This is a genomic window from Pandoraea pulmonicola (assembly GCF_000815105.2).
GTDB lineage: Bacteria > Pseudomonadota > Gammaproteobacteria > Burkholderiales > Burkholderiaceae > Pandoraea > Pandoraea pulmonicola.
In genome coordinates this window covers 1,938,070-1,954,433 of sequence record NZ_CP010310.2, presented here as the reverse complement: position 1 = coordinate 1,954,433, position 16,364 = coordinate 1,938,070, and the positions used below count along the sequence as shown (strand labels likewise).

14 protein-coding genes and 1 pseudogene are annotated in these 16,364 nt (G+C 64.2%); 3 read left to right on the top strand and 12 right to left on the bottom strand.

Annotated elements, in window-relative coordinates:
- Nucleotides 1-24: 24 nt before the first annotated feature.
- Together RO07_RS08485 and RO07_RS08480 are read right to left on the bottom strand one after the other, a co-directional pair.
- Complete coding sequence (locus RO07_RS08485) at nucleotides 25-1,506, bottom strand: 4-hydroxyphenylacetate 3-hydroxylase family protein (protein ID WP_039409774.1); 1,482 nt, start codon at nucleotides 1,504-1,506, stop codon at nucleotides 25-27.
- Between the two features lie 29 nt (nucleotides 1,507-1,535).
- Nucleotides 1,536-2,054, bottom strand: coding sequence for a flavin reductase family protein (locus RO07_RS08480; RefSeq protein WP_052267135.1), 519 nt, complete (start codon nucleotides 2,052-2,054; stop codon nucleotides 1,536-1,538).
- Nucleotides 2,055-2,571: 517 nt separating this feature from the next.
- Between RO07_RS08480 and RO07_RS08475 the strand changes: the two genes are divergently transcribed.
- Nucleotides 2,572-3,762, top strand: coding sequence for an IscS subfamily cysteine desulfurase (locus tag RO07_RS08475; RefSeq protein ID WP_039414776.1), 1,191 nt, complete (start codon nucleotides 2,572-2,574; stop codon nucleotides 3,760-3,762).
- Nucleotides 3,763-3,821: 59 nt separating this feature from the next.
- On the opposite strand, the gene RO07_RS08470 is transcribed toward RO07_RS08475, so the two are convergent.
- The 8 genes from RO07_RS08470 to RO07_RS08435 form a co-directional block, all read right to left on the bottom strand.
- Nucleotides 3,822-4,364, bottom strand: a complete 543-nt coding sequence (locus RO07_RS08470; protein ID WP_039409772.1) for a MarR family winged helix-turn-helix transcriptional regulator — start codon at nucleotides 4,362-4,364, stop codon at nucleotides 3,822-3,824.
- A 205-nt stretch (nucleotides 4,365-4,569) separates the two neighbouring features.
- Entirely contained in the window at nucleotides 4,570-5,304 is a 735-nt protein-coding gene (locus tag RO07_RS08465; RefSeq protein ID WP_039409770.1) for a transporter family protein, read from the bottom strand.
- A 142-nt stretch (nucleotides 5,305-5,446) separates the two neighbouring features.
- Nucleotides 5,447-8,233: a magnesium-translocating P-type ATPase gene (mgtA, locus tag RO07_RS08460; RefSeq protein WP_052267134.1), complete on the bottom strand. Its 2,787-nt coding sequence runs from the start codon at nucleotides 8,231-8,233 to the stop codon at nucleotides 5,447-5,449.
- Nucleotides 8,234-8,547: 314 nt separating this feature from the next.
- Entirely contained in the window at nucleotides 8,548-8,895 is a 348-nt protein-coding gene (locus RO07_RS08455) for a hypothetical protein (RefSeq protein WP_072637190.1), read from the bottom strand.
- A 543-nt stretch (nucleotides 8,896-9,438) separates the two neighbouring features.
- Nucleotides 9,439-10,086, bottom strand: coding sequence for a GTP cyclohydrolase II (gene ribA, locus RO07_RS08450; protein ID WP_039414769.1), 648 nt, complete (start codon nucleotides 10,084-10,086; stop codon nucleotides 9,439-9,441).
- Nucleotides 10,087-10,262: 176 nt separating this feature from the next.
- Nucleotides 10,263-11,351, bottom strand: a complete 1,089-nt coding sequence (locus RO07_RS08445) for a threonine aldolase family protein (RefSeq protein WP_052267132.1) — start codon at nucleotides 11,349-11,351, stop codon at nucleotides 10,263-10,265.
- Nucleotides 11,348-12,664 carry a dicarboxylate/amino acid:cation symporter gene (locus tag RO07_RS08440; RefSeq protein WP_039409769.1) on the bottom strand — a complete coding sequence of 439 codons (1,317 nt, stop codon included), beginning with the start codon at nucleotides 12,662-12,664 and terminating at the stop codon, nucleotides 11,348-11,350. Before RO07_RS08440 ends, RO07_RS08445 begins: the two co-directional genes overlap by 4 nt.
- 52 nt (nucleotides 12,665-12,716) lie before the next feature.
- Nucleotides 12,717-13,451, bottom strand: coding sequence for a GntR family transcriptional regulator (locus tag RO07_RS08435; protein WP_072636994.1), 735 nt, complete (start codon nucleotides 13,449-13,451; stop codon nucleotides 12,717-12,719).
- A 358-nt stretch (nucleotides 13,452-13,809) separates the two neighbouring features.
- Here RO07_RS08435 and RO07_RS08430 point away from each other — a divergent pair, with 358 nt between their 5' ends.
- Complete coding sequence (locus RO07_RS08430) at nucleotides 13,810-14,874, top strand: DUF2167 domain-containing protein (protein WP_072636993.1); 1,065 nt, start codon at nucleotides 13,810-13,812, stop codon at nucleotides 14,872-14,874.
- Between the two features lie 8 nt (nucleotides 14,875-14,882).
- Nucleotides 14,883-15,611: a site-2 protease family protein gene (locus tag RO07_RS08425; protein WP_039409760.1), complete on the top strand. Its 729-nt coding sequence runs from the start codon at nucleotides 14,883-14,885 to the stop codon at nucleotides 15,609-15,611.
- A 25-nt stretch (nucleotides 15,612-15,636) separates the two neighbouring features.
- Here the strand turns inward: RO07_RS08425 and RO07_RS08420 are convergent.
- Both RO07_RS08420 and RO07_RS08415 read right to left on the bottom strand, forming a co-directional pair.
- Nucleotides 15,637-15,819, bottom strand: a pseudogene (locus tag RO07_RS08420) (VOC family protein); the annotation flags it as partial.
- A gap of 16 nt (nucleotides 15,820-15,835) precedes the next feature.
- Entirely contained in the window at nucleotides 15,836-16,345 is a 510-nt protein-coding gene (locus RO07_RS08415; protein ID WP_218026540.1) for a hypothetical protein, read from the bottom strand.
- Nucleotides 16,346-16,364: the final 19 nt, after the last annotated feature.

Here is a 16,364-nt window from a genome sequence, read left to right as displayed (position 1 = left end):
GCAGACGCGACGGGGGCGTTGCGCTCAGGCCGCGACCGGCTGCCGGACGATCTCGTCCGAGAGCGAATAGGTGCCGAGCAGGTTGTCGACCAGCCGCGTGGCCTTCTTCCAGTCGTAGGTGCGATAGGCGTGGCCCTTGGTGACGAACGTCGCGCCGGCGTAGAACATCTCGTACTGGTTGTGGCGCGACGCGAACTCGGAGCCGACGGCGTCCCACGCCAGCTTGAAGAACTTCACGCGCTCCTCGGCGTCGGCCACGGGCGACTTCTGCGTCTTCTCGATGATGCTGGCGAGCAGCGGGTTCTCGAAGTCATGGATGCTCGAGGGGAGCATGATCATGCCGCCGCCGGCGAGCTCGCGCAGCGTGCCGAGCACCTTGGCGTAGAGCTGCTGGGTGAGCACTTGCGAACCGTAGAGCAGGCTGCGATCGGGCACGTAGTAGCCGCTCTCGACATGGCCCTTCGCTTCCATGCCATGCACCCACGCTTCGACCATCGCCGCCTCTGCCGCCAACTGGCCGAGCGATTCGCGCACCTGCGGAAAGGCGTTGGTGCCGTTCACCTCGGTGATGCGCAGGGCGATCCCGACCAGGAAGCGCAGCTTGACCATCAGCCGCACCTGGCACTGGTAGTTCTGGTAGCTGTGCGCCGGCGTGGCGTGGAACTGCTTCGCGCACATGGCGGTGTCGCCTGCCACGAAGATGCGCTCCCACGGCACCTTCACGTCGTCGAAATACAGCACGGCGTCGTTCTCGTCGAAGCGCGACGCGAGCGGGTTGTCGAACACGGACGTGGCGCTGCCCTCGTAGGACTTGCGCGAGAGCACGCGAAGCCCCTTGGTGTTCATCGGGATCGCGAACGACAGGGCGTACATCTCGTCGCCGGCCTTGAGCGGCTGAATGCAGCTGCAGAACACCTCGTTGGCCATGATGCCGCTCGTCGCAAGCATCTTGGCGCCGCGCACGGTAATGCCTTCATGGTCCTGATCGACGATGCCCACCGCCAGATACTTGTCCTCCTGCTCGTGCGCCGCCTTCGACTGGTTGGCCTGCGGATTGACGATCACGTACGTCAGGAACAGATCGTTGTCGCGGGCGTACCTGTAGTAGTCGCGCAGCGCCCCGGCGCGCCGCCTGTCGTATTGCTCGAAGACGTCGATGCCCATGACCATGCCGGAAATGCACGAGGCCACGTGATCGGGCGAACGGCCCATGAAGCCGTAGTGCAGCTCGCTCCAGGCTTCCAGCATCTCGCGCCGCTGCACCAGTTCGTCGTAGCTCGTGGGCAATTGCCAGATGCGCGAGACGTGGTCGCCGGTGTCGGGCGACGCAAAGGTCATCGCGTCGAGGTTTTCGGGCCGGGCCTGAAAGTCGTACAGGCTGGCGTAGCTGCGAATGGAATTGCGAAACGCCGGGTGCGTGGTGACGTCCGCGACGGGCTTGCCGTCGATATACACTTCGCGACCGTCGCGCAGTTGGGCGATATGTTGACTACCGTTCTTTACCATGACTCTCTCCTGAAACCCTTGGGGGAAACTCACGCCGCGACGGGCGTGGTATCGAGCGAGCGGTACTGCCCGCCAAAGAAAATGAGCGGCCGGCCGTCGTGGCGCGCGGTGTGGCGCACGACCCGTCCGACAAAAATCACGTGATCGCCGCCGTCGTGCTGGGCAAACGGCTCGCACTCGAACGCCGCCAGCGCGCCGGGCAGACGGCAGACGCCGTCGCTTTCGAAAGCCACGCCGTCCCACTTGTTGCCGCGCGCGGAGGCGAAACGGTTCGACGTTTCGCGCTGGCTCTCGTCGAGTACGTTCACGGTGTAGCGGCCCGCCGCGCACAGGTCGTCCAGGCTCAGGCAGCGGCGGTCCACCGAAAACAGAATCAGCGGCGGCGCCAGCGACACCGAGTTGAACGAGGCCACAGTGATGCCGATGGGCGGCCCGTCGGCGCGTGGCGCCGTGATCACGGCTACGCCGGTCGCGAACATGGCGAGCGTGCGACGAAACTGTCGCGCCTCGTCTTCCTGAGTCAGCACTGCGGTCGATGCGTCCTTCATGGCAACCTCCTTCTCAAGCCGGATCGGCTGACAAACGCACGGGATTTTCTGCCCGACCGTGTCTTGCCCACCAAACCGTCTTTTTTATTTAGCTTTGTTTGTTAGTAATTATTGAACATTAACAAAATTAGCTAATCAAGCAAGGTAAACCCTGAGGGCAATGCCAGTGCATGCGCATGATGCTGGTGCACTGCCGCACCGGATGCGAGCAAGAGCTTTGTTTCACAAGGGTTTCAAGGGACATTGCAATGCATCAGGCACAACCCGATTGCGCGCAACTCATGTGCTGCGCGCAGTGCTTTTGGGAGGCACAAGGGCGACAAACAAGGGGAAGGGAAACCCTTTTTTCAATGTGGGAGAGTGCGATGCGAGAGATTTGCGGTGCTACACTCGGCCGCAATTCAAGCTGTCCACCGGACGATCCGAGGTCCTCATGAGCAACACTGCGAACGCAACCGAGAAGTCCCCTGCCCCGACGCCCTCGGCGCCGACGGTCCATTTCGAGACGCCCATTTACATGGACTACAGCGCGACGACCCCGGTCGACATGCGCGTCGTCGAGAAAATGGTGCCGTATCTGAACGTCAACTTCGGCAATCCGGCCTCGCGCAGTCATAGCTACGGCTGGGCGGCGGAGGAAGCGGTCGAGACCGCACGCGAGCACGTTGCCGCCTTGCTGGGCGCGGACCCGCGCGAAATCGTCTGGACCTCCGGCGCGACCGAAGGCAACAACCTGGCGATCAAGGGCGCGGCGAACTTCTACAGCGGCAAGGGCAAGCACCTCATTACGGTGAAGACCGAGCACAAGGCCGTGCTCGACACCATGCGCGATCTCGAACGGCAAGGCTTCGAGGTCACCTATCTCGACGTGCAGGAAGACGGCTTGATCACCGTCGACACCGTGCGCGATGCACTGCGTCCGGACACGATCCTCGTGTCGGTGATGATGGTCAACAACGAGATCGGCGTCATTCAACCCATCGCGGAAATCGGCGAACTATGCCGCGAGCGCGGCATCGTGTTTCACTGCGACGCCGTACAGGCCGCGGGGAAGATCCCCATCGATCTGCAAACCCTCAAGGTCGACCTGATGACGGTCACGGCGCACAAGCTGTATGGCCCGAAGGGTATCGGTGCGCTGTACGTGCGCCGCAAGCCGCGCATTCGCATCGAGGCGCAGATCCATGGCGGCGGCCACGAGCGCGGCATGCGCTCGGGCACCCTGCCCACGCACCAGATCGTCGGCATGGGCGAGGCCTTCCGCCTGGCGAAGCTGGAACTGGAAGAGGAAGCAGCCCGCGTGGGTGCACTACGCGACCGCCTGCTGGCGGGACTTCAGGAGATGGAAGAGGTCTACGTCAACGGCAGCATGACGCGCCGCGTCCCCCACAACCTGAATGTGAGCTTCAACTTCGTCGAAGGCGAGTCGCTCATCATGGGCATCAAGGGAGTGGCGGTGTCGTCGGGCTCCGCGTGCACGTCGGCTTCGCTGGAGCCGTCATTCGTGCTGCGCGCGCTTGGGCGCAGCGACGAGCTCGCGCACAGCTCGATTCGCTTCACACTCGGGCGCTTCTCGACCGAAGCGGAGGTCGACAGTGTGATCGCGCAGGTGCGCGGCACCGTCGACAAGCTGCGCGCGATGAGTCCGCTGTGGGATATGTATCGGGACGGCGTGGATCTCACCACGATTCAGTGGGCCGCCCACTGAACGGGCGCGAGCCTCGCCACGGCCGAGGTTTGTCGACCGCTTGCCACTTCCTTGCGCGCCTAACGCTTTTCCCGCGTCGCCAGCAGGTGGCTCAGTTCCAGCGTGGCGCGATCGCCGTTGGCGACCAGCCTGTCGACGACCGCGCAAAGCACCTTGAACTCGGTGCGGGTCACACCATCGAACAGCACGTCGTTGATGTGTTGCTGGGAAGGCGTGAGTTCGTGCAGGAGCTTCGCGCCCGCGGCCGTGATCGTCAGACTCATCTTGCGACGGTCTTCCGGGTTCTGGCGTTTGTCGATGAGCTTGAGGGCCTTGAGCTTGTTCGTTTCGATCGTCACGAACGCCCCCGAGAGGTGCAGGTGCTCGGCCAGTTGATTGACCGTGACATCGCCGATGGACGACAGATGCACGACCGATTGCAGCAGCGAGTATTGAATGCCGGTGAGCCCGATCAGACTGCCGAAGCCGTCGCGCACGGACAGCAAGCGTGCGGCAAACGGCAACAAACCGTTGATCAGATGGCGAAATTCGGCGTCGGAGCCGTCAACCAGACAGGCGGGATTGGTGACGGTGAGCGCCTTGGAGGCCGGCGATTTGGGCATGGGAACGAAAGTAGTGCGGCAGTAACGACGAAACGGCAAATCGGCGCGAAGCGCCGGGACAATGACTTTGGAAAAAAATTATACTGCAAAGTCATTATCGTCCTGACGGGCGGGGTTTGCCACTCCCCACCCTGCCTGACGGCATTCGCGCACTTCGGAACGGCAGTCGGCGATCGCCGACCGCTGGAATCGCCAGAGTTGCCGCTTACCAGCGAACGGTCACGCCGCCCATCCACGAATTGTCATACGTCTGCGGGTTGAGACCGCGTCGGTAGCCGACGTCCAGGTCCAGCCACGGCTTCGGGCTGTAGATCGCGCCAACGATCATGAAGGCTGGATTGGTACGCTGCGAGAAATCGGGATTCTGCTGCGTCCCGATGTCGAAAATCAGCTGCGTCGTGGGCAGCACGCGGTAGAGCACCGCGCCCGATACCTTCCACAACGACTGACGCTGCCCCTGGCGGTTCGGCTGATAGGCCGCGCCGGCATTGAACAGGAACGTCCAGTTATCGACCACATATTGGGTGAGCAGCGTGGCGCCGCCGTTGACGCGGCCGCTGCCCAGGCCACGCTGGTCGTTCCCCGTCGGAAACGTGAGATAGGGCTTGAGACCGATGCTGAGGGCACCGTCGTCGTACATGCGCCATTTCGCGCCGGTCTCCACGTCGCCGAACCCGCTGCCGGCCGAATCCGAGCGGGTCTGAACATTGGTGTACGGCGCGTTCACGTAGAGGTCGAGCGTTTCGCCGATGCCTCGCGTGAGCGTGCTATTCCACAGCGTCTGGCGGCCGATGTCGGGTTGTTTCGACGTGACTTCGCCGTTGGATTCGAATTGCCAGTTCCCGTCGCCCTGCGTGCCGGTGTCGTCGGTCACGAGCGGGTGTGCTGCGAAGGCGCTGAGCGGGCAGAACAGCGCGAGATAGGCCAGTAGCTTCTTCATGAGTCGTTCTCTGTCTTTGCGTTCGTCGCCCGGCGCGTCGTTCGCGCCGGGTCGCGTGTGGGTTTCGCCCCCGCCCGGTATGGCGGGGGTGTCGTCGATGGTTATCGATGGTTATCGATAGGAAGCTGAACTCCGTTAGGACTCAGAACCAGCGGCCGAAGCGGCGGATGTAGATCGTCTTCACGGTCTGGGCCAGCGCGATGTAGCCGAACATGGTCGCCACGAGCCAGTAGAAGTACGAGTACGGCAGGCTGACGAAACCCAGTGCGCTCGCGAACGGCGAATACGGCAGCCAGCACGCGATGGCGATTGCCACCGAGGTCGAGAGCATGATCGGCAACGCCGGCGTGCTTTGCAGGAAAGGAATCTTCTGCGTGCGCAGCAGGTGCACGACGAGCGTCTGCGACACCAGCCCTTCGATGAACCAGCCCGAATTCATGATCACCTGTCCGCCGTCGCCCCCGTGCGCGTGATACAGCGCCCCGGCGCCGAAGACGGTCCACATCAGCGCATAGGTCGTGATGTCGAACACGGACGAGGTCGGGCCGAGCCACAGCATGAAGCGACGGATATTGCCCGCATCCCATTTGCGCGGCTTCTTGAGGAACTCCGGATCCATGCGATCCCACGGCAGGAACATCTGCGAGATGTCGTACACGAGGTTCTGAATGAGCAGTTGCATGGCCAGCATCGGCTCCCACGGCAGGAACGCGCTCGCCACCAGCACCGAGAACACGTTGCCGAAGTTCGAACTGGCCGTCATGTTCAGGTACTTGAGGATGTTGCCGAACGTCTCCCGGCCCTTGATCACGCCCTCCTCCAGCACCATCAGGCTTTTCTCGAGCAGGATGATGTCGGCGGTTTCCTTGGCGATATCGGCGCCGGTGTCCACCGAGATGCCGACGTCGGCGTCACGCAGTGCGGGCGCATCGTTGATGCCGTCGCCGAGGAAACCCACGGTGTGACCGTTGGCCTGCAGCGCCTTGACCACACGCGCCTTGTGCAGCGGTGCGAGCTTGGCGAAGACGGTGGTGCGGCCGACGACTTCGCGCAGCACCTCGTCGGTCATCGGCTCGATGTCGCTGCCGAGGAGCGGCGTGCCCGGCTCAAGTCCCACCTGACGGCACACCTTCATCGTGACGATGGGGTTGTCGCCGGTGAGCACCTTCACCGTCACACCGTGGTCGCGCAGCGCGGCAATGGCCGGCGCGGCGGAATCCTTGGGCGGATCGAGGAAGGTGAGGAAACCGCACACGGTCAGCCCGGCTTCGTCGGACGTCTTGTATTGCGTCTTCGTCTCGCTGGCCGGAATGTCGCGGATGGCCACGACCAGCACGCGGAAGCCGTCTTCGTTGTAGGCCTCGGCACGAGCGAGCAGCATGGCGCGCGCCGTGTCGTCGAGCACGCGTACGCCCTGCGGCGTTTTCACATGCGTCGACACCGAGAGCATTTCCTCGACGGCGCCCTTGGTGATCATCAGGTGCTCGTCGCGCTCGTTCGCGACCACCACCGACAAACGACGGCGCACGAAGTCGAACGGCAACTCGTCGATCTTCGCAAACGTGCGAGGCTGCACCGCGTCTCCGATCTCGTTGGCGCGGCGGATGATCGCCACGTCGATCAGATTGCGCTGGCCGCTCTGGTGATAGCTGTTGAGCCAGCCGAGTCGCAGCACGTCTTCGTGCACATCGCCGTCCACATCGAGATGCTGCTCGAGAATGATGCGGTCCTGCGTGAGCGTGCCGGTCTTGTCCGTACACAGCACGTCCATCGCGCCGAAGTTCTGCACCGAGTTCAGCCGCTTGACCACCACCTTGCGGCGCGACATCGCCAGCGCGCCGCGCGCGAGGTTGGCGCTCACGATCATCGGCAGCATTTCGGGCGTCAGCCCCACGGCCACGGCCAGCGCGAAGGTCAGTGCGCTCAACCAGTCGCCCTTGGTGAGGCCGTTGATCATGAACACCACCGGCACCATCACCAGCATGAAGCGGATGAGCAGCCAGCTCACGCTGTTCACGCCGCGGTCGAAGCTCGTCTCCACGCGCTTGCGGCTGACCACGTTCTTGGCCAGTGCGCCGAAGTACGTGTTGCCGCCCGTCGCGACGACCACGCCCGTGGCCGTGCCGCTGACCACGTTCGTGCCCATGAAACAGATGTTCGAGAGATCGAGCAGGCTGGTGTTGCCTTGTTTGCCGTCGAGTCCGGCAGTTCCGGCGGAGAGTCCGGCCGAGACTTCGGCGGACTTCTGCGCAACGGCGCCCAGCGTGTCGTATTTCTCGACGGGCAGCGCTTCGCCTGTCAGCACCGCCTGGCTGATGAACAGGTCGCGCGATTCGATCAACCGCAGGTCGGCAGGAATCATGTCGCCGGCTTGCAGCGTCACGATGTCGCCCACGACGAGCTCGCGCATGGCGACTTCGTGACGCTCCGGCTTGCCCGACACGGTCGTGCGGCGGCGAACGCTAGCGGTCGTGCGCACCATCGCCTTGAGCTTCTCCGCCGCGCGCAGCGAGCGGAATTCGGAGAAGAAGCGCAGCAGGCCACTGATCGTCACCATCGTGAGCAGGATGATGATGCCCTTGTAGTCGCGATCGGCCGGATCGGCGAAATAGACGTCGGTGAAGAAGCTGACCACGGCAAGCGCGAGCAGCACCATCACGAACGGATTCCTGAAAGCGCTGAAGAGTTGCACGAGCCAGTGCGGCGGCTTGTCGTGCGCGATTTCATTGGGCCCATGGCGGGTCTGGCGCTGGCCGACCTCGGCGAGCGGCAAGCCGCGCAGATTGGTGTGCAGCATGTGGAGGACATCGTGCAGCGGCTCGGCGGCCAGCCGGGCGACGACGTCGGGGCCCGAGAGTGGGCGGTCTTCCTGTATCGAGTGTTCGACGAAGCCACGTTGCTTGTGGCGCGAATGAAGGTCCTTGGTCATGACGATTTCCTGGCGCGGCTTACGCTGGCATGGCGGCCGGCCGGACTCGTCAGACGCTACCGAAGCTCATCTCTCCGGAAAAAAGCGCGAGCGTACCCAGCCGCGCCGCGCGGCGCGCGGTCGGTGATAACAAAACTGCAAAGGAATGGCATTGGATTGCCCGCCGGAAAGCCGCACGTCACGCGCACGATTCCGACGGGCCACATTCGGCTACTGTCGTCGTCCATATCGGCTCCTTACGGTATTCGGTTACGTTCATTGGCAGCGGCAACGGCCCTGCCCCGGCAAGAGATCGATGTTTTCGCCTGCGCCGCTCAGGCGTGGGCCGGCATGGCGCCGGCCCACGTGCAGCGCTGCGCATCGTCGGACCAGAACACGCGACGCACGCTGTGATCGCCCGACAAGCGCACGACGAACGACGTGAGCGACGCACGCGAGGCATGCGGGCAGTCGAGCGTGACGGTAGCCGAGGCCACATCGCGATCGCTCCAGCGCGTAATGCTCACATGCGTGGCGCGCAGGCCGAGCGCGGTCAGATCGATGAACATCTGCTTGCGCAATGCCCCGAGAGCTTCGGCCAGGCAGACGATGGTCAGGCGCGACACCGGCGTGGCGCGCGTCGGTTGGCTTTGAAAAGCCTGAAATGTTGGAAAAGCTCGCATGACTTCCTCGCATCGCTGCGAATCGTCCAGACCGTTTGCGGCCCGGACGGCCGGCTCGCACGTGCACACCGTCGCCATGCGGGAAAACGCACGCGAAGCGACAGCGCCCGTGGCGGGCACGACAGTGGAAATTTCTGCGGGAATGGCGCCGGGAAGACTACGCTCGGGCGAGCGTTTTATGGCGCGAGACACCGCATCCTGCATGAGGATGCGGCACAGGGAATGGCTGTGGATCCTCAGGCAATCAGTCGATCAACGGTCGACTACAACTGGCATCGGTATTCACGGACAAACCCCTCGAATGAAGACAGGGCGGATGGTAACTGAGGCGAATTTGGAGCGTCAAGCAAAAATTGCTGCGCCGCAACCCGGCCACCCCGCCTTTACCGATCGGCCCACCGATCACACAAAGCCGCTGTCGGCGCTGACATCAGGCCCTGCGCGGGATTCACGGGGATTTTGCTGAGGATCAACACACCGGGGATATCGGCCATCTCCCAAAACGGCTTTGCACCGACGGGAGTATTTCACACCGTCCGGCGCTTATTCGTTCTCTTCGAAGTAGTGGCCGAACTTGACCTGCTTGGTGCGGATGTAGCGTTCGTTTTCTTCGCGCATCGGAATGTCGAGGGCGACGCGCTCGCACACCGGGATGCCGTGCTTGGCAAGGGTGTCGAACTTCTTCGGATTGTTGCTCATCAGGCGCACCGAGCGCACGCCGAGAATGCGCAGGATGGCAGCGGCGGAATCGTATTCCCGCGCGTCGTCCGGCAAGCCCAGGTCCAGGTTCGCCTCGACGGTGTCGCGCCCCTGCTCCTGCAGCAGATATGCCCGAATCTTGTTGCTCAGGCCGATGCCGCGCCCTTCGTGGCCGCGCAGATAGAGCATCACGCCGCGTCCGGCCTCGGCAATCTTGCGCATGCCGGCGTCGAGCTGTTCGCCGCAATCGCAGCGATACGAGCCGAAGACGTCCCCTGTCAGACACTCGGAATGCAGGCGCACAAGCGTGGGCGTGTCGCCGGCGACATCGCCCATGACCAGCGCCAGATGTTCGTTATCGCCGCCCTTGACGCGAAATGCGTGGGAGGTGAAGGTGCCATAGCGGGTCGGCAGCGTCGCCGATGCGACAAGCTCGACGCACTCGCCGGCGTCGCACGCGGGCGTGGTGGAGGCAGTACCAGGGGACTTCATGTTGACGTTCAAACGGGCCGAATTTTGGAATGGCGTGCCACCGGGGAGCGGTGGCGTGCGCTAGGAGTGTACCGCCATTTCCGTTTTTCGGCCGGCCGCGCCGTGCAACACACTGTTCCACGAAGCCCCCCGGGCGGCGGACAACCCGGCCATCGCCATCGCAACGTTCACGCCGCTCAAGCCTCAGGCGACGCGGCCTTCGCCGCAAACGTCCCGCGGATCGACGTGATGGCGGCGACAGTCGCATCGATATCGTCGTCGCCGATGTGACGATGCGTGACGAGCCGCAACATCGACGCCCCGCTCGCCCGCGCCAGAATGCCGTGCTCCGCCAGCGCCGCTTCCCACGCGCGTGGGTTGCCCTCGCGCTGCTCGCCGACACGCAGGCGCACGATGTTGCTGAGCGACGGCACCGCGTCCACCAGTTGCGGCTCGAGTTGCGCCAGCGCCCGGTGCAGGCGCTGCGCGCGTTGATTGTCGTCGGCCAGCCGCGCGACCATCGTCTCGAGCGCCACCTTGCCGGCAGCGGCCATGATGCCCGCCTGACGCAGGCCGCCCCCCGTCATGCGACGGAACGTGCGAGCCTGTTCGATCATCGCGTGCGAACCTACGAGCAATGCGCCCATCGGCGCGGACAGTCCCTTCGACAAACAGAAGGTCAGACTCTCGCAATGCCCGGCAATTTGCGCGACGTCCACGCCCAGCGCGGCGGACGCATTGAAGACACGCGCGCCGTCCATGTGCACTGGCACCCCGGCGCGCTCGGCGAGCGCGTGCACCTCGGCCAGATACGACAGCGAGGGCACGTAGCCACCGGAGTGATTGTGCGTCGATTCGACGACGACCATGGCCGTCGGTTGACCATAGCGCGAAAAACCGGGACGCAGCGCCCCGGCGAGTGCATCGAGATCCATTTCGCCGCGCACGGATGGAATCGGCACCGGATAAAGATGGGCGAGCCGCGACATGCCCCCCGCTTCCGACCTGGCCATGTGCGCCTGGGCGTCGATCACGGCCTCGCCGCCACGCGTGGCGTGGCACAGCGACGCAATCAGGTTGCCCATCGTGCCGGAGACGACGAACAGCGCCTCTTCCTTGCCCGTCATGGTCGCCGCGAGATGCTCCAGTGCACGCACGGTCGAATCGCCTTCGAGCGTGTCGTCACCCAGCGATGCGCTTTGCATCGCCTCCCACATCGAGGCCGTGGGACGGGTAACGGTGTCGCTTCGCAGATCGATGAAGCACTCGGTGTGACTGAGGGTCATGCAAACTCCTGACCGTGGGCGCCGCCCGGTGCGGCAGTACCGGACGCCGCGGAGGCTTCGGAGGCTTCAGCGGCGGCCCGCACGGCCTCGGGCGACTCGTACGGAATGCCTGCGAGCTTCATGACGAGCTTGATGGCCACGGTGTTGCTGAAAACGTTGATGGCGGTGCGTCCCATGTCGAGGAACGCGTCGACGCCGGCGATGATGGCGAGCGCTTCGATCGGCACGCCGATGGTCGTGAGCACCATGGCGATGGCCACGAGTCCGCCCGACGGCACGTTCGCGCTGCCTTTGCTCGCGAGCGTGGTAACGAGCACGATGGAGAGCAGCGTGGGCATGTCGAGCGGCACGTGATAGGCGTCGGCGAGGAAGCCGACCGCCAGCGCGAAGTACATGATCGAACCATCGCGGTTGAATGCGTAGCCCAGCGGCAGCACGACCGAAGCGATGGCCTTGGGCACGCCCATGGCGATGAGCTTTTCCATGTGCAGCGGCAGCGTCGCTTCCGACGAGCGCGTGGCGAACGCGAGGATCACCGGCTCGCCGATGGCGCGTGTGGTCGCCAGCGGTTTCTCGCCGATCGCCTTGAGCAGAATCCAGAACAGCGCCAGCAGCACGCCAAGGCCGAGGTACATCGTGCCCACCAGTTTGACCAGCGCGAGGATGGTGCCCAGACCCTGGGTGGCGAACAGCCACGAGATGATCGCGAAAATCGCCAGCGGCGAGAGCGAGATGATCCAGTCCGTCAGCTTGAAGACCGCGCCCATGAGTGCGTCGAGCACAACGACGAGCGGCCTGGCGCGCTCGCCGATGGCCGACAGCGCCAGACCGAGCAACACCGCGAAGACGAGCACCGGCAGGAGATTGCTGCCGCTCATCGCCGCGAAGATGTTCGACGGGATCATGTCGAGGAAGAACTTCGTCCAGTCGACCGATGCGGCGATCGGCTTGGCCGTGGCGTGCGCGGCGGCGAGGTTCGCGCCGAGGCCGGGATGGAAGATCGCGTTGAGTCCCAGGCCGATGACGATCGAGACGATCGTGGCAATGAAGAAGTAGATGAGGCTGATCGCCGAGACGCGTCCGAGCGCGCGGGCGTTATGCCCCATCTGATAGATGCCCAGCGTGATTGCGGTGAAGACGAGCGGCACGACGATCATCTTCACCGCCTGCACGAACGCCGTGCCTACCGGCATGAGTTTCGTGGCGAGCGCGGGCGCAACCATCCCGCAGCCGATGCCAAGCGCCAGGCCGATGAGCATCTGGATGGGCAACGGGATCAGGCGTTTCTTCTTGCTGGCGGTACTTGACGACATGACGGCTATCTCCGGGAGTGTTCCTGACGCGGCGCCTGATGCGCGCGGCGGCTTATCTGAGCGAACGGCGACGGGCTTTGGCCGGCGCCGCGGCCGGGTTGTCGGACGTCGTCGACGCCGTGGCGGGTACGAGCGCCTGCAAGCGCGCCTGCATGGCGTGCGTGAGGTGGTCCCAGACATGGCGCTGGGCGGCCTCGGCATGTCCGGCGGCGATGGCGTCGAAGATCGCGAGGTGTTCGCGGACCGCGTCGCGCGTGCGCTCGGCGTCGTAGTGCGGAATGCGTTGCAGCGCGAGACCGTTCTCGGTGCGCAACGCGTGATACGTCTGCGTCAGGCGCGCGTTATCGGCGGCAGCGAACATCGCTTCGTGGAACTGCCAGCCGACGCGCTGCGTGATGTCGACATCGAGCGCTATGTCCTGCGCCGCCTGTGCGTCGAGCGCCCGCAGGCGGGAGGCGACCTCTTCGAGGGCGGGTGTTACGCCCTTTTGCGCGGCGAGCCAGGCGGCCATCCCTTCGAGCGCAAGCCGCACTTCGTGAATTTCGCGCAGGTCCTGCACCGAGAGCTGGCGCACGAACGTGCCGCGCATCGGCACGATCTCGAGCAGGCCGTCGTTGGCAAGCGCCCGGATCGCTTCACGCACAGGCGTGCGGCTGATGCCGAAGCGCTCCGAGAGTACGCGCTCGGAGAGCGCCTCGCCGGCGCGAATTTCACCCGAGACGATCAGGGCGCGAATGGCGTCGTAGGCCGAATCGCTCAGGGCGGGGGTGCGATGGGTCTGGTTCATAACTGGTATACCAGCAAAAAACAAATGGGCGGTCAATGAGGAAAACTGTCCCGGAACGCGAATTGCGGGTAAACGATGACGTCAAACGGACGAATATCCGGAGCCCGTCTGAAATTGACACCGGATGCGTTTGAGCTTCGGAAGTCCCGCATAGTCCTCGCGCCGACAATGCAATAGCGTTCGGCTCGCCGACAGATCGTTGTGGGCTCCCCCCGGCGCGCGTCCGCCGAGCGCCTTGGGCGGTCCGCCGGTCCTATGGTTGTTCCGGAATCCAACGCGGCTTCTGGCATAATCCGCCGCGGCACACATTGTTCAGATGTGAATATTCAAAACGACGCCGACCAGGGAACGCCCCAACATGTCTTCTATCCTTCGCACATTGTTCGTTGCGCTCACGCTGTCCGCCTCGCTCGCATTCGCCCAGACTCCCGCGTCGTCGACGACGCCAGAGGCGCGCGAAGCCGAGGTGCGCGCCGCCATCAAGGCAGCCAACGAAGCCCTGATCCAAGGGCCGAGGATCGTCGACATCCGCGATCAGGCGAAATTCTCGCTGCCCACCGGCATGGGTTGGATTCCGGACACCACGGCCGCGCGGCTGCTGCGGGCGATGGGCAATACGGTGGATGACAAGACGCTCGCCGGCCTCGTCGTGCCGACCGACGGCAAGGGCGAATGGCTCGATGTCATCGCCTACGTCAACGACGGCTACGTGCGCGACGACGACGCACGCGACTGGAAGGCGGACGACATTCTGGAGTCCCTGCGCAAGGGCACGGAAAACGCGAATGCGACACGTCGCGAGCACGGCGTCCCCGAGTTGGAAGTCACCGGCTGGGCCCAGTTGCCGCAGTACGACAGCAGCACGCACCGGCTGGTCTGGGCCGCTCGCGTGGCGCACAAGCAGACTGGCGGGCGAGCCGACAACGATCCGTCGGTGAACTACCGCACCACGGCGCTCGGCCGTGACGGCTATCTTTCGACCACGCTGGTAACCAGCGAATCGCTGCTGACGGCAGACAAGCCGGTGGCGGACAAAATCCTGGCCGGCCTGAACTTCGTCGAGGGCAAGCGTTACGCGGACTTCAACGAAAAGACCGACCGCGTCGCCGAATACGGATTGGCCGCGCTCGTGGCGGGTGTCGCGGCCAAGAAGCTGGGCTTGTTTGCGCTGATCGCCGCATTCTTCGCAAAGTTCGCCAAGGTGGGCGTGCTGGCCCTGCTCGGAGCGGGCGCCGCGTTCGGCAAGTTCTTCAAGCGCAAGCCCAAGCCTTTGCCCGTCTCACAGCCGATGCCGACAACTGATGCGACCGGCACGAGCGACGTCCCGCAGTCGAGCGCCCCGACGCCGTCTGAGGTCGCGCCGAGCGCCGCCCAACCGGCGGGCAACGACCCACGTAACGACACCGGCGCCCCACGTGCCTGACGCTTGCGATGACGAAAATCCTCTTGCTCGTCTTCGGCGGGCTCAAGCTGGGCAAAGTACTGACGACGGGCGGCACGATGCTGCTGTCCATCGTCGTCTATGCCTGGGTGTACGGATGGAAGTTCGCCCTCGGCTTCGTGATCCTCTTGTTCGCCCACGAAGCGGGGCACTACGTGGCCGCGCGACAGCGTGGGCTCGACGTCGGTTTGCCGACGTTCATCCCGTTCGTCGGTGCGTGGATCGAACTCAAGGAAACGCCGCTCAACGCGGAGACGGAAGCGTATGTGGGACTCGGGGGGCCGTTCGTCGGCACGCTCGCGTCGATGGCGTGCTATTTCGCTGCCCGCGAGCAGGACAGCAATCTGCTGCTCGCGCTGGCCTATGCGGGTTGCTTCCTGAATCTGTTCAATCTGATTCCGCTTTCCCCGTTCGACGGTGGGCGCATCACCGCCGTGTTGTCGCCACGCATCTGGTTTGCGGGCGTGCCGGTGCTGATCGCGCTATTCGTCTGGCATCCGAGTCCGATTTTGATTCTCGTGGCGATTCTCGCACTACCCCAACTCGGCAAAGCGTGGCGCTACGATCCGCAGGCGCCGGAGAACGTGCGCTATTACGGGGTGACGATGGAAACCAAGATGACGTACGGCGCCTATTACCTCGGCCTGCTTGCGTTCCTGGCGCTCATGACGTTCAATCTGCACGACATGCTGGCATCGGTGCGTCACGCGGCGCAGTAAGCGGTCGGCCGCGCCGGGTGACGCCTCACCTCCCGTCGGCTCCCACGCGTGCCCAACTCTCCGCCTGATGGCAGACCACCTCGATGTTGTGGCCATCGGGGCCGATGACAAAGGCCGCGTAGTAGTTCGGATGGTACCGGCGCAGGCCAGGCGCGCCGTTGTCCGTGGCGCCCGCTTCAAGCGCCGCGCGATGGAAGTCGTCGACTTGCACCGCCCCCCGCGGCTCAGTCGATCAAATCGCAGTGAATCTGGAGGCTTTCCGTGGCGTTGCGGTGAATCCGGAATCCTTGCGCCTGCAACGCGGAGCGAATCACGGTCAGTGCGGCGTCGTAGCGTCTCACATAACGGCGTTGCCAGGACGGCGGCGTGAACACGCCGAGCGGAAGCATCCGGATGCGACGGCCGTGCAAAGCAAGCGAGACATCGACATGCGTGCCGTCGACATCATGACCATTGCTGCCGAAAATATCGGCGATCTCGGCCGATCTGGACGGATACATCAGCCGGAACATGCCCGTGCCGATTGCGCGAAATCGGCGTCGCGCCATGCCAAGTCCGTTCGCCTTGGGCTCGTAGCCGCGCGTCAGGATCAGGTTCATCCCTTGCGGCAACCCGGCCTGAATCGTCTGGAGCCGGTGCAACGCCCGCTCGTCCACACGAACCCGCCTCGCCGGCCAGCGCGGGCAAATTTTCAACTCAGCGCGAACATCGCGCGTTAGCGAAACCAGGTTCAATCACTTCACCTTCGACTTG